1 protein-coding gene is annotated in these 16,738 nt (G+C 56.9%); it reads right to left on the bottom strand.

Translation table 11 applies throughout. From position 1 onward, the window contains the following. Positions 1–16,698, bottom strand: a complete 16,698-nt coding sequence (locus tag AC0L7R_RS19310) for a DUF7507 domain-containing protein (protein ID WP_473661007.1) — start codon at positions 16,696–16,698, stop codon at positions 1–3. Positions 16,699–16,738: the final 40 nt, after the last annotated feature.

Consider the following 16,738-nt stretch of genomic DNA (forward strand, 5'->3'; position numbering starts at 1 on the left):
TTACTGCACCTCCGCAATCGTACGTTCAATAACAAGGTCATAGCGTCCACCACGCGGCCACGCATCGCGCAACAACGCCTCGACCGCATCCAATCGCGCCCGCGCCACATCACGGCTTTCACCGTTTGTATAGTAGCGCAGTTTCAGCACCGATGGCGCACCGCTCAGCTGGGTCACCAACTGCTGCACACCTTGTGCCAGTGCCGCAGATGGTCGCCCGTTCGGGAACGCCGCATTTGTCAGCGATACATCAATCACATCCGCCAGCCCCGCGCCAAAGTTCATGCGCGTCACCGTCCCCGGTGTCAGACGCATCGTGCGTGGGTTTTCAGACGTCACGGCATAACCAGTCGGCAGGCTTGTCGGGTCAAGCTTCAGCGTGAAGTTCGATCCGATATCAGCAGGCAAGGCCGCACATGGCACGCTATAGCGCCCATATTCGTCCGTTGTGATGATCGTGCCATCAACAGTGGCAAGACGCGCACCCGGCAGACCTTTTTCGGCACTTGGCGGTTCAACCGGTGGCGCCGTGAATTTACCGCCGTCGTAGGTCTGATCTGTGATCAGGCGGCGATCAACTTCAGGAATACCGTCTTGGTAGCCGTTCAGGTTGCGGTCATCGAACACGCGGCCAATGACTTCGCTACAATCAAATACGGCCTCTGGCGGCACCTCAAGCACGGCGCTTGCGATGTTGGAAATCGTTTCACCATCGCGGCCTTGGACGAATGCGATGTTTTCGAACCGACCCGGTCCTTCAACCACACGCGCCTGCAACGTCACGACAAGGCTTTCACCTGACGCCACATCCACATCAGCCCAGCTGAGACGACGACCCGATGCCACAGGTTCCGGCGTCGCACTGCCGTTTACCTCTGCCGATCCGGGCACAAAGCGCAGACCAGCCGGCATTTCATCGACGACCGTCAGACCGGTTTCGTCAAACACACCTTCGTTTTCGACCAAAATCGTGTAGGTCACCGTCGCACCGACCAAAGCACGGCCCGGCGTCACGGATTTTGTGACCACCAGATCAGGTTCAACCAGCGGCGCAATCGCAACCACGGCAGCGACTTCACCTTCCAAACGATCCGAATTCAACGTGACCGTGTTCGGTTGTTCCGGCGCACCATTTGCGATGTCCAGACGGACGGTAAAGGTGATCGTCACGACCTCTGACGGGGCAAGCGTTGCATCACCGTCCACCAGATCCGTATCGCTGATCCCGTTATAACCGGCGTTCGCGGCACCCGTTGTCAGACCCGACACCACTGGCGTCGTGACTGATACCACTTCAGCAGGGGCTGCGAACGCGGCCAGATCATCGCGCAACGAAAGATCACTTAGCGTGACATTACCCGTATTTGTCGCCGTCACTGTGAACGGGATTTCAAAGATACCCGCACCAAGCCGCACAGGCGCACCTGCCGCTTTGGTCACTGTTGCGGACGGATCAGGGGCAATGGCAAGCACCGTCGGATCGGCATCACCAGCACCATCAGCCGGATCGGCACTATCGGATGTGTCACTGATTTGGGTGCCTTCAGGGTCAACCGCAGTACCCAGCACGCTGTTCGACAACCCACCAGAATCCACATCCGCTTGGGTCAAACGATAGCTGACCTGATAGGTCGCAATTCCCAGCGGCGGGATCGGACCCGTGTCGGCAATCCGTGTCGGACCTTGGACGCCAGCGCTGACATCTGTGCCATCCGCGTTGGTCATTGTGTCGGTCAGAACGATATCATCTAGCGTCGTGTTACCCGTGTTCTGGACAGTGATTTCAAACGTAACCTGATCACCCGCAACCGTTCCGGAAACGCCAACCGCTTTGGTGACAACCATGGACGGTTCAGACGCAACCAAGACCTGCGTTGGATCATCGGACGTATTACCGTCGCCGTCGTTCCCGTTGTCGGACGTATCCAGCACGCCAGCACCCGTCGGATCATCGGCACGGCCAATCACCACGTTGGAAATACCGCCCGCGTCAACATCCGCTTGGGTCATCGTATAGGTCGCTTGATAGGTCCACGTTTCGGACAGGTTCAAACGGTCGTCGTTATTCCCATCGCCACCAACAAAGGCAAACGGTGCATCAAGGAAAATCGTGCGACCATCAAGGGCGGTCATCGTATCCTCGAGCTCCAGCCCTGCCAGCGTCACGTTACCGTTGTTGATCACAGTGACGGTGAAGTTCACAACAGACCCAGCCGAACCATCACCCGCAACCGACGCCGTTTTCGTAGCAATCAGGGATGGTGCAGCAACTTGACCAACCGTGTTGATCGTATCGCTTGCGTCAATCGCCGTGCCGAACGGATCATCCGCCGTCACACCAGCCGTATTAGTGATGTCACCACGATCCACATCAGCCTGCGTGACCGTGTACCCCAGCAGACAGGTGTCGTTGGTTTCACCCACATCAAGACGCGCAATTTCGCAAGTGAACGGCGGCGTGACGATATCATCCGTCACAACAACATTCGTCAGGGTCGTGTTCCCGTCATTGGTCACCGCGAAACGGTATTGGATTGTGCTATCAGCCGGACCAAACGGTTCGATACTCGCTGATTTCACGATGGACAGCGCAGGTGCGGACGGTGGCATATCCAGACGCAATTGGGTCGCATCCGTGATGGCCCCGCCGCGCGGATCAACAGCCGACGCATTTGCGGTGTTCAACAAGAACCCACGATCCACGTCGTCCTGATCAACGGTATAGTCGCCAGTACAGGTCAGGGTCGCAGCAGGTGCCAATGTGGCCGCTTCACAGGTGAAGCCCGGTAGCAACGGATCAGACACAGACACCTGACGCAATGTCTGGTTACCGGTGTTTTCTGCCGTCAGCGTATAGGTCAGCACCTGATCCACACCCGTCACAGGCAAGGTCGCCGCCGTTTTCGTCAGCACCAGACCCGGTTCTTCCACCGCAGTTGCGGTTTCCATCACAGGGGCAGAAACAACTTCGCGGTTGCTCGCGCCAAAGATCGTCTCGGCTGTGGCTGTGTTCGTCACAAAGCCCGCGTCGATATCGTCTTGATCAACGGTATAGACTGCTTCGCAAGTGATCGTTTCATTTTGGAACAGGTCAGGGTCATCAGCCGTCGATGTGAAGCAAACAATCGGATCATCAATCCGGTCGTCATTCACAACCACATCACCCACAAACGACACCTGACCCGTGTTTGTCACAGTGTAGAGGTAAGTCAGTTTGTCACCCACGGCGCTGTATTCAAGGCTCGGGATATCGACGTCATCAGCAGTCGCCGCGCTGATCAAATCCTTCGTTGTGGTCAACGCTGGTACACCACCCGCAGGGACAGTTTCGCTGACGGTATCAGATGTTGTCATCCCGTCAGACGCGCTGGCCAAGTTGGTTACAGACCCGATTGAAACATCGTCGCGCGTCACGGTGAATGTGGCCTCGCAAACAAGTTCCGCATCAGGGATCAGACCACCCGCAGGCAAGGCCGGACATGAAACCGGATCAATCAAGTTGTCCGTCACCATGATCGGCGCTGTGATCGTCGTATTACCGGTGTTTGTGACGGTGTAGTTATAGGTCACAACCGCGCCCACGCGGAATTGCGCATCCGGCACGCCTGGATAAACAACACCCTCGACTTCAACAGACACAGCTTCCTTATCTGTTTCCATCGCGGGCAATTGTTGCGCCAGAACGGTCACAGACGACGAAGGCGACGTTGCAAGATCGCTCACGGCGGTCGCAGTGTTTGTGACGCTGCCCGCATCAATCAAACCTTGGGTCACTTGGAAACTGCCTTCGCAGGTGATCATCCCGTCAGGCAGGATATCCGTCGCAGGACAGGACACAGTGCCCCCCAACGACGCCAGCAACGGATCATCAATCGTCACAGTCGCAGGAATAGTCACGTTACCTGTGTTGGTCACATCAAACGCAAAGGTCAGAATATCATCGGTGCTGTCATAGGTCGGACCACCCGCAATCAAACGCTTGGTCATCTCCAACGCTGGCGCAGGCGTAATTTCCAACAACGTCGGATCATCGCCGTCACCAGCACCATTATCTGACACATCCGTGATCGGCAGACCACCACCCGGCGGTGTGCCTGTGGCAGTCGCAGTATTCGCAATCCCGCCCGCGTCAATATCTTCTTGCTGCAAGACATAGCTGGCACGGTATGTGGCGGTTTCACCGGCTTTCAGCGCACCCTCTGCAGACCCAAGATCAGCGGCAAGGAAATCAGGCCCGGATGCAAGTGTCAGCGGCACCGTCGGCGTGCCCAGCCGGGTCAGCGTATCGGATGCAATATCAACTGACGACAGTGTCACGTTGCCTGTGTTTTTAACGGTAATTTCGAACAGAACCAGATCATCCGCGACCTCTGGATCATTCAAAATGACCTTTGTCGTTTCCAGACCCGGCACTTGGTTCAGCGGCGCAGTTGTTGGCGTATCACCCGGGGCGTCGGCATTGTTCGACGTATCCGTAACTTCGGTGCCAAACGGATCATCAGTCGTGACAACAACCGAATTTTCCACCCCACCTGCATCGATGTCTGTTTGTGTGATTGTGTATGTGAGTGTGTATTCCCATGTTTCGTCGACGTCGATTTTGCCGTTGGTGTTTGTGTCGCTGGCGGGGACGAGCTGTGGCACGGGGTTGGGTGTCACGGCTGTGCCGCCGATCGGTGTCAGCGTGTCGGTCAGCACGGGCGCGTCGAGCGTGACGTTGCCGGTGTTTTCAACCGTGATCAGGAAGCTGATGTTGTCGTTGGGCTGTGGCACTGCGGGCAGCGCGCTTGTCACCGTTTTGACCACCGCGATGGACGGATCAGGGTTCACGGGCGCGGGTGTCGGATCGGATGTATCCGGTGTAACGGGCGTCCCGTTTGGATCATTTGCGTCAGCTGTGACCGTGTTGATCAAACCGCCTGCGTCGATGTCTTCTTGCGTCAGCGCATGCGTCACCGTGTAGACCCAGGTTTCGCCAACGCTGAGCGCGCTGTCGCCGTCCAGATCGCCGTCGGTCCCGTTGGCCGCTTCCAGCACAGGGGTTGGCGCAGGTGTGATCGCCACATTATCCGCACGGGTCAGGTTTTCGGTCAGCGCAGGCGCTGTCAGCGTCACGTTGCCGGTGTTGGCCACGCGGATTTCAAACACAACTTCGTCGGTCGGTTTGGCCGGATCAGGCGCACCTGTCCGCACAGATTTTGTGGTCTCAAGGCTGCCCGTTGGCGACACAGGCACAACGGTCGGATCATCGCCGTCGCCTGCCCCGTTGTCAGAGGTATCCGACACGGATGTCCCCTGCGGATCGGTCGCCGTCGCCGTCACAGTGTTGCTGATCCCGCCTGCATCCACGTCGTCTTGCGTCAGCGTGTAGGTCACTGCGTAGACAAACACTTCGTCCACATCAAAGCTCATCGGCAGGTCATCATTGCCAGATTGGAACACAGGTGACAGCGTCTGATCAGCCGCACCCAGATCGTTCACCGTGCTCAGCGTATCGGCCAGAACAGGCAGCGACAGCGTCACGTTACCGGTGTTTTCAACTGTGATCTGGAAGGTCACATCAACGCCCGCTTCCAGCACCGCAGGCACATTCGGCACGGTCTTCAGGACCGTCATCTCAGCATCTTTGACGTCAAGGCTGACCACTTCGTCCGCCGTTTCTTCCAGCGGATCAAGACCTGCAGGTGGCGTGGCATCCACGGTCACGGTGTTGGTCAGATCATCGCCCGCATCCACGTCTGCCTGTGTGACCGTATAGGTCGCCGTGCGGGTTTCAGATGCACCCGGTTCCAGCACTGCAATCACGTTATTCGGGGTGATCGCAAGCGCGCTCAGACCCGCAGAAGACCGGTGTTCGTCGTTCAAGGTCACATCACGCAGGCGCACATTGCCGGTGTTTTCGACCGTGTAAGTGTATGTAATTACAGCACCTTCAACGACGTCCACATCATCAGAGGCCAGTTTCGTGACAACCATCGACGGGGTGCGTTCGCCGGTGACCATTTCCGTCGCAGTCGCAGCCAGTGGTGGCGCATTCGGATCGGAATCGTATTCATTGGGCATCGTCACGTTCACGATGTTGGTCACAAGACCCGCATCAACGTCATCTTGCGTCACCGTATAAGTCGCACGACATTCCACAGTCTCGGTCGGCAGCAACGGCTGCGCATCACTGATCGGATCACAATCCGTCACCGCACCAATCTTGTCATCAGATACCGCAGGCGCTTCGGTCAACGTCACATTGCCCGTGTTCGCAATCGTAAAGATGTAGCTGACCACCTGACCTTCAGTGTCAAACGTCCCACCCGTCAATGGACCCGTACCCACTTTGGCCACCGCAATCGACGGCTCGCGCAGCGGACCATCAACCGTTTCGCTGCCATCAGCCGTTTGCGGTGTCCCGCCCGGAATGGCCGGTGTGCCCGTCGCCGTCGCCGTGTTGTTCACAAAGCCCGCGTCAATATCGTCCTGCGTCACCGCATAGGTGAACAAACAGCTGTCATCCACAGCACCCGGTGCCAACGTCCCGATCGTACAGGTCCCCGCCACCAGATCATCCGTCACAAAGATGTTCTCCATCGTGACGTTACCGGTATTTTCAACCGTAATCCGGAAGTCCAGCGTCTGACCCACATCCGTAAAGCTTGGCGCAAGACCTTCCAGATCCTTCTCAACACTCAGTTCCGGCAATGGCCCCACAACAGGATACGTCGTCGTCCCGCTGGCTTCGGTCAGAACACCTTGCGGGTTCGCACCGCTGGCATCCGCCACGTTATCAACGATCCCGTCGTCAATATCCTGCTGGGTCACAACATAGGTGCCCGTACAAATCGCATCTTCGCCCGGTGCAATCACCAGGTTCGCAGGGCTGGCCCCGTTCACCGTACAGCTTAGACCCGTCAACATCGGGTCATCCACCATGATGTTCGACATCGTCTGGTTGCCCGTGTTGCTGACCGTAATCGTGAACAACAATGTGTCGCCCACACCGTTTTCAATATCCGCACGATCGCCCGGTGTCGTTTGGTTTTCCGCCACTTTTGCAACGCTCAGCGCCGCGTTATCATCCGCAAATACCGTCACATCATCCACATTCGACGTCACCGGCTGGCCGCCAAACGTTGTCTGCGCGCTGGCCGTGTTGGTCACAAAACCACCCGTCACAGCCGGATCAGACGACACCGCATCCAGATCGTCCTGGGTCACCGTATAGGTCTGCTCACAAGAGAACGACGCATCAGGCTGCAACGCAGTCCCGCTGTTACACGTCAAAGTCCCACCCGGGAACTTGTCATCCGTCACTTCAAACACAGGACCCAACGCAGGCCGGATCCCCGTCGCAGGCGACGTGTTCGTGATCGTATACCGATAGACAATTGTATCCGTTGTGCTGTCGATATTCGGGGCCGCAGCACTGTTCACCGTCACCACAGATTTCACAAGATCAATCGCCGGATCAACACCACCCGGAATGGATTCCGTCACCGTCGGCGACGTTGTCGTCCCATCGGTCGCGGACGCAATATTCGTCACAACACCCAGATCAAAATCCGCCTGCGTGATCGTATATTCACCGGTACAATCGCGGCTCGCCCCCACGGCCAGATCAGCCGTGCCACAGGCAATCTGCCCGATCAGGTTATCATTCACGAACAGATCGTCCTCGATCGTCGTGTTACCTGTGTTGGTCACCGTGAACGTGTAGGTCACGATATTGTTCGGCGCAAAGACGTCGTTCACCACATCCGTGTCACCGTCACGGATATTCGTGAACGCCTTCACCGTTTCCAGCGCTGGCAATTGCGTGGCAAACGCAGTCGCCTCGCCCGGCACAGCCGTCACAACCGGCGCAAGACCAGTCCCATCATCAAACTCTGTCGCAGCCGTCGCACTGTTCGTAAATTCACCATCGTCAATGTTGATCTGATCCGCAGGCCATGTCGCCTCACAGGTCACCGTATCACCCGGCGCCACATCCGCTGTGGAACACACAAGTTCAAGGTCTGGCGTCGAGATCAACGTATCCGTCACCACGATGTCTTCCGTGATCGTCACGTTGCCGCTGTTTGTCACCAAAAATTCAAAGATAATCGGATCATTCGGGTTCTGATATGTCGTCGGCGTGCCCGGCTTGATCCGTTTTACAATGCTCAGCTCAGGCATCTGGTCCGCATCCGCCGTGGCCATCGCATCCGGCGATGTCACAGAGGCCGTGCCCGTCGGATAAGTCGCATTCGGCACAACCGGCTGATCAATGCTCGCACTGGCCGTGTTCACCACTTCGTCCGCATCCAGATCAATTTGCGTCACCGCATAGCTCGCTTCACAGCGCAGCGTCGCACCCACAGCCAAACCACCCAGCGGCAGCGATGGACAGTTCACCGTCGTCTTGTCATCCGCCACGCTAATCGGCGCGGTCAGGGTAATATTGCCGCTGTTCGTCACGTCGTAAAAATACGTGATCACATCGCCCACAGCCGCAAAGTTATCGCCCGTGTTCACTGTCTTCACAGTCGTCAGTGCCGGCAACTGATCCGGACCCGCAAGGGTGACCGTGTCGTCGCCGCTGACCTGCGGCAATCCATCCGGATCGCCCGTCACCGTGACCGTGTTTTCAATCGCCGCCGCATCCACATCGTCCTGATCCGGCAGAACGCTGGTTTCCAGCAATCCACCCGCAGGACAGGACGTCAGCACAGCACCCGGTGCCATTTCACCAATCGCACAGGAATATCCCGTCAGCGCGTCATTCAACACAACATTGCGCAGGGTCACGTTACCCGTGTTCGTCACCGTGAAGTCGTAGTTTTCCACGACATTCAGTACAAACGTCCCAGACCCGTCGCGTTCAACCTTGTCCACCGCAAGAGATGGCGCGCGCGTTGGACCCGTGGATGTGGCTGTCGCCGTATCCGACAAAGACGCACCGCCAATTACACCATCACTGGTGAAGCTGCCCATGTTCACAATTTCGCCCGCATCAATGTCGGCCTGTGTGACCACATATTCGCGCGAACAACTCGTGTCCGTATCACCCGGTGCGATGCTGGCAACCGTACACGTCAGATCAGGATCAAAGAATTCATCAAGCAAATTCACATTGCTCAGCGTCACGTTACCTGTGTTTTCCAAAGAAAGCGTAAACGTCACACGATCCCCAACAGCCGTGTAATCATTGCTCGCCGTTTTTGTGAACACATAATCCGCAACCCGCGCAGGCCCGCTGATCGTCGCGCCATCCATGACCGGATCAACCAGATCCGCATCCGCCGTCGCCGTATTCGTGTAAGACCCCTGATCAACATCATCCTGCGTCGTGGCCCGCGTGCCCTGACAACTTGTGTCCGTCAGACCCGGCGCGAGGCTCGCAATCGTACAGGTCAGACCCAAATCAGGGTCATCAATCACGATGTTCTCCAGCGTCACCAAACCATCGTTGGTCACCGCAAGCGTATAATCGATATCAATCCCCGCCGCCGTAAAGCTGGCAGGAGACGCCGTTTTTTCAAAACTCAGGATCGTCGGATCCGTCGCAGGCGTGAACACCACAGTCTCGTCATCCGTGCGCGTCACTTCAGTTCCGTCAGGCGACGTCGCCAAAGCCTCAGCCGTGTTATCCACCTGCCCCAGATCAAGATCATCCTGATCAACCGCGTAAACAACAGGGTTCGGACAGGCCACCACAGCCATCGGACCCACATTGCTCAGCGTACAACTATATGCAGGCACCAACGGATCCGTCACCGTCACGCTTGTCAGCGTCTGGTTCGTCAGGTTCGTGACCGTCAGCGTATAATTGATTTCATCGCCAACAAGACCATACGTATCCGTCGTCACCTTGCTCAGGCTAAAGTCAGGCACAACTGATGAGGTCACCGTGTCGCTCGCTGGAGCCGATTCAACCGTGCGCACCGGATCAGCCGGATCCGCAGGATCGCTATACGAGAACGACGCCGTCGCCGTGTTCGTATATTCACCCGCATCAACCGCCGCCTGACCAACAGGATCAACAAAACCCGTACATGTATAAGACGTCGGCGTGTCCGTGGACCCTTCAGGGAACAAAACAACAGGCTGGTTACACGTCAGATTACCCGCAGCAATCTGGTCATCATTGATCGTGATCGGGCTCACCGCTGTGCCGCCGTTTTCACGCACAATATTCACAGTGCCCGTGTTGCGCACCGTAAACGTATAATCAATCCGGTCAGCAGCAGCCGTAAAATCAGTCGTATCCGCCACCTTCTCAAGCGTAATCGCAGGGTTACCCGCCTGCGGAACCGTCGCAGAGGCCACGTTGGAATCAGTCGTCCCGTCCGTCGCATAGGCCTGGTTCGTCACAAAACCATTCAGAACATCCGCAGCCGTCACCTCGTAAGTCGCCGTACACGTCCGCGTATTCCCAGGTGCCGCAACCGTCAGAGCACCCGTCCCACACGCAATCGGATCAACAAACTTGTCATCAATAACCGTCAGATCATCAACAATCGTAACATTACCAACGTTCTCAACAACATACGTATATTCAACCAACAAACCCTCAACAAAATCAACAGGATCAATAACTGGCGCGGATTTCGTGATACCCATCGCTGGATCTTGGGTCAGGTCAGCCTGCACATCATCGCTGCCCAGAACATCGTCACCAGACGGATCTTGGGTCACGACCGAAGCAAGGTTCACCACCCCGCCTGCATCGATGTCTGTTTGTGTGATTGTGTATGTGAGTGTGTATTCCCATGTTTCGTCGACGTCGATTTTGCCGTTGGTGTTTGTGTCGCTGGCGGGGACGAGCTGTGGCACGGGGTTGGGTGTCACGGCTGTGCCGCCGATCGGTGTCAGCGTGTCGGTCAGCACGGGCGCGTCGAGCGTGACGTTGCCGGTGTTTTCAACCGTGATCAGGAAGCTGATGTTGTCGTTGGGCTGTGGCACTGCGGGCAGCGCGCTTGTCACCGTTTTGACCACCGCGATGGACGGATCAGGGTTCACGGGCGCGGGTGTCGGATCGGATGTATCCGGTGTAACGGGCGTCCCGTTTGGATCATTTGCGTCAGCTGTGACCGTGTTGATCAAACCGCCTGCGTCGATGTCTTCTTGCGTCAGCGCATGCGTCACCGTGTAGACCCAGGTTTCGCCAACGCTGAGCGCGCTGTCGCCGTCCAGATCGCCGTCGGTCCCGTTGGCCGCTTCCAGCACAGGGGTTGGCGCAGGTGTGATCGCCACATTATCCGCACGGGTCAGGTTTTCGGTCAGCGCAGGCGCTGTCAGCGTCACGTTGCCGGTGTTGGCCACGCGGATTTCAAACACAACTTCGTCGGTCGGTTTGGCCGGATCAGGCGCACCTGTCCGCACAGATTTTGTGGTCTCAAGGCTGCCCGTTGGCGACACAGGCACAACGGTCGGATCATCGCCGTCGCCTGCCCCGTTGTCAGAGGTATCCGACACGGATGTCCCCTGCGGATCGGTCGCCGTCGCCGTCACAGTGTTGCTGATCCCGCCTGCATCCACGTCGTCTTGCGTCAGCGTGTAGGTCACTGCGTAGACAAACACTTCGTCCACATCAAAGCTCATCGGCAGGTCATCATTGCCAGATTGGAACACAGGTGACAGCGTCTGATCAGCCGCACCCAGATCGTTCACCGTGCTCAGCGTATCGGCCAGAACAGGCAGCGACAGCGTCACGTTACCGGTGTTTTCAACTGTGATCTGGAAGGTCACATCAACGCCCGCTTCCAGCACCGCAGGCACATTCGGCACGGTCTTCAGGACCGTCATCTCAGCATCTTTGACGTCAAGGCTGACCACTTCGTCCGCCGTTTCTTCCAGCGGATCAAGACCTGCAGGTGGCGTGGCATCCACGGTCACGGTGTTGGTCAGATCATCGCCCGCATCCACGTCTGCCTGTGTGACCGTATAGGTCGCCGTGCGGGTTTCAGATGCACCCGGTTCCAGCACTGCAATCACGTTATTCGGGGTGATCGCAAGCGCGCTCAGACCCGCAGAAGACCGGTGTTCGTCGTTCAAGGTCACATCACGCAGGCGCACATTGCCGGTGTTTTCGACCGTGTAAGTGTATGTAATTACAGCACCTTCAACGACGTCCACATCATCAGAGGCCAGTTTCGTGACAACCATCGACGGGGTGCGTTCGCCGGTGACCATTTCCGTCGCAGTCGCAGCCAGTGGTGGCGCATTCGGATCGGAATCGTATTCATTGGGCATCGTCACGTTCACGATGTTGGTCACAAGACCCGCATCAACGTCATCTTGCGTCACCGTATAAGTCGCACGACATTCCACAGTCTCGGTCGGCAGCAACGGCTGCGCATCACTGATCGGATCACAATCCGTCACCGCACCAATCTTGTCATCAGATACCGCAGGCGCTTCGGTCAACGTCACATTGCCCGTGTTCGCAATCGTAAAGATGTAGCTGACCACCTGACCTTCAGTGTCAAACGTCCCACCCGTCAATGGACCCGTACCCACTTTGGCCACCGCAATCGACGGCTCGCGCAGCGGACCATCAACCGTTTCGCTGCCATCAGCCGTTTGCGGTGTCCCGCCCGGAATGGCCGGTGTGCCCGTCGCCGTCGCCGTGTTGTTCACAAAGCCCGCGTCAATATCGTCCTGCGTCACCGCATAGGTGAACAAACAGCTGTCATCCACAGCACCCGGTGCCAACGTCCCGATCGTACAGGTCCCCGCCACCAGATCATCCGTCACAAAGATGTTCTCCATCGTGACGTTACCGGTATTTTCAACCGTAATCCGGAAGTCCAGCGTCTGACCCACATCCGTAAAGCTTGGCGCAAGACCTTCCAGATCCTTCTCAACACTCAGTTCCGGCAATGGCCCCACAACAGGATACGTCGTCGTCCCGCTGGCTTCGGTCAGAACACCTTGCGGGTTCGCACCGCTGGCATCCGCCACGTTATCAACGATCCCGTCGTCAATATCCTGCTGGGTCACAACATAGGTGCCCGTACAAATCGCATCTTCGCCCGGTGCAATCACCAGGTTCGCAGGGCTGGCCCCGTTCACCGTACAGCTTAGACCCGTCAACATCGGGTCATCCACCATGATGTTCGACATCGTCTGGTTGCCCGTGTTGCTGACCGTAATCGTGAACAACAATGTGTCGCCCACACCGTTTTCAATATCCGCACGATCGCCCGGTGTCGTTTGGTTTTCCGCCACTTTTGCAACGCTCAGCGCCGCGTTATCATCCGCAAATACCGTCACATCATCCACATTCGACGTCACCGGCTGGCCGCCAAACGTTGTCTGCGCGCTGGCCGTGTTGGTCACAAAACCACCCGTCACAGCCGGATCAGACGACACCGCATCCAGATCGTCCTGGGTCACCGTATAGGTCTGCTCACAAGAGAACGACGCATCAGGCTGCAACGCAGTCCCGCTGTTACACGTCAAAGTCCCACCCGGGAACTTGTCATCCGTCACTTCAAACACAGGACCCAACGCAGGCCGGATCCCCGTCGCAGGCGACGTGTTCGTGATCGTATACCGATAGACAATTGTATCCGTTGTGCTGTCGATATTCGGGGCCGCAGCACTGTTCACCGTCACCACAGATTTCACAAGATCAATCGCCGGATCAACACCACCCGGAATGGATTCCGTCACCGTCGGCGACGTTGTCGTCCCATCGGTCGCGGACGCAATATTCGTCACAACACCCAGATCAAAATCCGCCTGCGTGATCGTATATTCACCGGTACAATCGCGGCTCGCCCCCACGGCCAGATCAGCCGTGCCACAGGCAATCTGCCCGATCAGGTTATCATTCACGAACAGATCGTCCTCGATCGTCGTGTTACCTGTGTTGGTCACCGTGAACGTGTAGGTCACGATATTGTTCGGCGCAAAGACGTCGTTCACCACATCCGTGTCACCGTCACGGATATTCGTGAACGCCTTCACCGTTTCCAGCGCTGGCAATTGCGTGGCAAACGCAGTCGCCTCGCCCGGCACAGCCGTCACAACCGGCGCAAGACCAGTCCCATCATCAAACTCTGTCGCAGCCGTCGCACTGTTCGTAAATTCACCATCGTCAATGTTGATCTGATCCGCAGGCCATGTCGCCTCACAGGTCACCGTATCACCCGGCGCCACATCCGCTGTGGAACACACAAGTTCAAGGTCTGGCGTCGAGATCAACGTATCCGTCACCACGATGTCTTCCGTGATCGTCACGTTGCCGCTGTTTGTCACCAAAAATTCAAAGATAATCGGATCATTCGGGTTCTGATATGTCGTCGGCGTGCCCGGCTTGATCCGTTTTACAATGCTCAGCTCAGGCATCTGGTCCGCATCCGCCGTGGCCATCGCATCCGGCGATGTCACAGAGGCCGTGCCCGTCGGATAAGTCGCATTCGGCACAACCGGCTGATCAATGCTCGCACTGGCCGTGTTCACCACTTCGTCCGCATCCAGATCAATTTGCGTCACCGCATAGCTCGCTTCACAGCGCAGCGTCGCACCCACAGCCAAACCACCCAGCGGCAGCGATGGACAGTTCACCGTCGTCTTGTCATCCGCCACGCTAATCGGCGCGGTCAGGGTAATATTGCCGCTGTTCGTCACGTCGTAAAAATACGTGATCACATCGCCCACAGCCGCAAAGTTATCGCCCGTGTTCACTGTCTTCACAGTCGTCAGTGCCGGCAACTGATCCGGACCCGCAAGGGTGACCGTGTCGTCGCCGCTGACCTGCGGCAATCCATCCGGATCGCCCGTCACCGTGACCGTGTTTTCAATCGCCGCCGCATCCACATCGTCCTGATCCGGCAGAACGCTGGTTTCCAGCAATCCACCCGCAGGACAGGACGTCAGCACAGCACCCGGTGCCATTTCACCAATCGCACAGGAATATCCCGTCAGCGCGTCATTCAACACAACATTGCGCAGGGTCACGTTACCCGTGTTCGTCACCGTGAAGTCGTAGTTTTCCACGACATTCAGTACAAACGTCCCAGACCCGTCGCGTTCAACCTTGTCCACCGCAAGAGATGGCGCGCGCGTTGGACCCGTGGATGTGGCTGTCGCCGTATCCGACAAAGACGCACCGCCAATTACACCATCACTGGTGAAGCTGCCCATGTTCACAATTTCGCCCGCATCAATGTCGGCCTGTGTGACCACATATTCGCGCGAACAACTCGTGTCCGTATCACCCGGTGCGATGCTGGCAACCGTACACGTCAGATCAGGATCAAAGAATTCATCAAGCAAATTCACATTGCTCAGCGTCACGTTACCTGTGTTTTCCAAAGAAAGCGTAAACGTCACACGATCCCCAACAGCCGTGTAATCATTGCTCGCCGTTTTTGTGAACACATAATCCGCAACCCGCGCAGGCCCGCTGATCGTCGCGCCATCCATGACCGGATCAACCAGATCCGCATCCGCCGTCGCCGTATTCGTGTAAGACCCCTGATCAACATCATCCTGCGTCGTGGCCCGCGTGCCCTGACAACTTGTGTCCGTCAGACCCGGCGCGAGGCTCGCAATCGTACAGGTCAGACCCAAATCAGGGTCATCAATCACGATGTTCTCCAGCGTCACCAAACCATCGTTGGTCACCGCAAGCGTATAATCGATATCAATCCCCGCCGCCGTAAAGCTGGCAGGAGACGCCGTTTTTTCAAAACTCAGGATCGTCGGATCCGTCGCAGGCGTGAACACCACAGTCTCGTCATCCGTGCGCGTCACTTCAGTTCCGTCAGGCGACGTCGCCAAAGCCTCAGCCGTGTTATCCACCTGCCCCAGATCAAGATCATCCTGATCAACCGCGTAAACAACAGGGTTCGGACAGGCCACCACAGCCATCGGACCCACATTGCTCAGCGTACAACTATATGCAGGCACCAACGGATCCGTCACCGTCACGCTTGTCAGCGTCTGGTTCGTCAGGTTCGTGACCGTCAGCGTATAATTGATTTCATCGCCAACAAGACCATACGTATCCGTCGTCACCTTGCTCAGGCTAAAGTCAGGCACAACTGATGAGGTCACCGTGTCGCTCGCTGGAGCCGATTCAACCGTGCGCACCGGATCAGCCGGATCCGCAGGATCGCTATACGAGAACGACGCCGTCGCCGTGTTCGTATATTCACCCGCATCAACCGCCGCCTGACCAACAGGATCAACAAAACCCGTACATGTATAAGACGTCGGCGTGTCCGTGGACCCTTCAGGGAACAAAACAACAGGCTGGTTACACGTCAGATTACCCGCAGCAATCTGGTCATCATTGATCGTGATCGGGCTCACCGCTGTGCCGCCGTTTTCACGCACAATATTCACAGTGCCCGTGTTGCGCACCGTAAACGTATAATCAATCCGGTCAGCAGCAGCCGTAAAATCAGTCGTATCCGCCACCTTCTCAAGCGTAATCGCAGGGTTACCCGCCTGCGGAACCGTCGCAGAGGCCACGTTGGAATCAGTCGTCCCGTCCGTCGCATAGGCCTGGTTCGTCACAAAACCATTCAGAACATCCGCAGCCGTCACCTCGTAAGTCGCCGTACACGTCCGCGTATTCCCAGGTGCCGCAACCGTCAGAGCACCCGTCCCACACGCAATCGGATCAACAAACTTGTCATCAATAACCGTCAGATCATCAACAATCGTAACATTACCAACGTTCTCAACAACATACGTATATTCAACCAACAAACCCTCAACAAAATCAACAGGATCAATAACTGGCGCG

The sequence above is a fragment of the Yoonia sp. D2-7 genome, assembly GCF_055809435.1.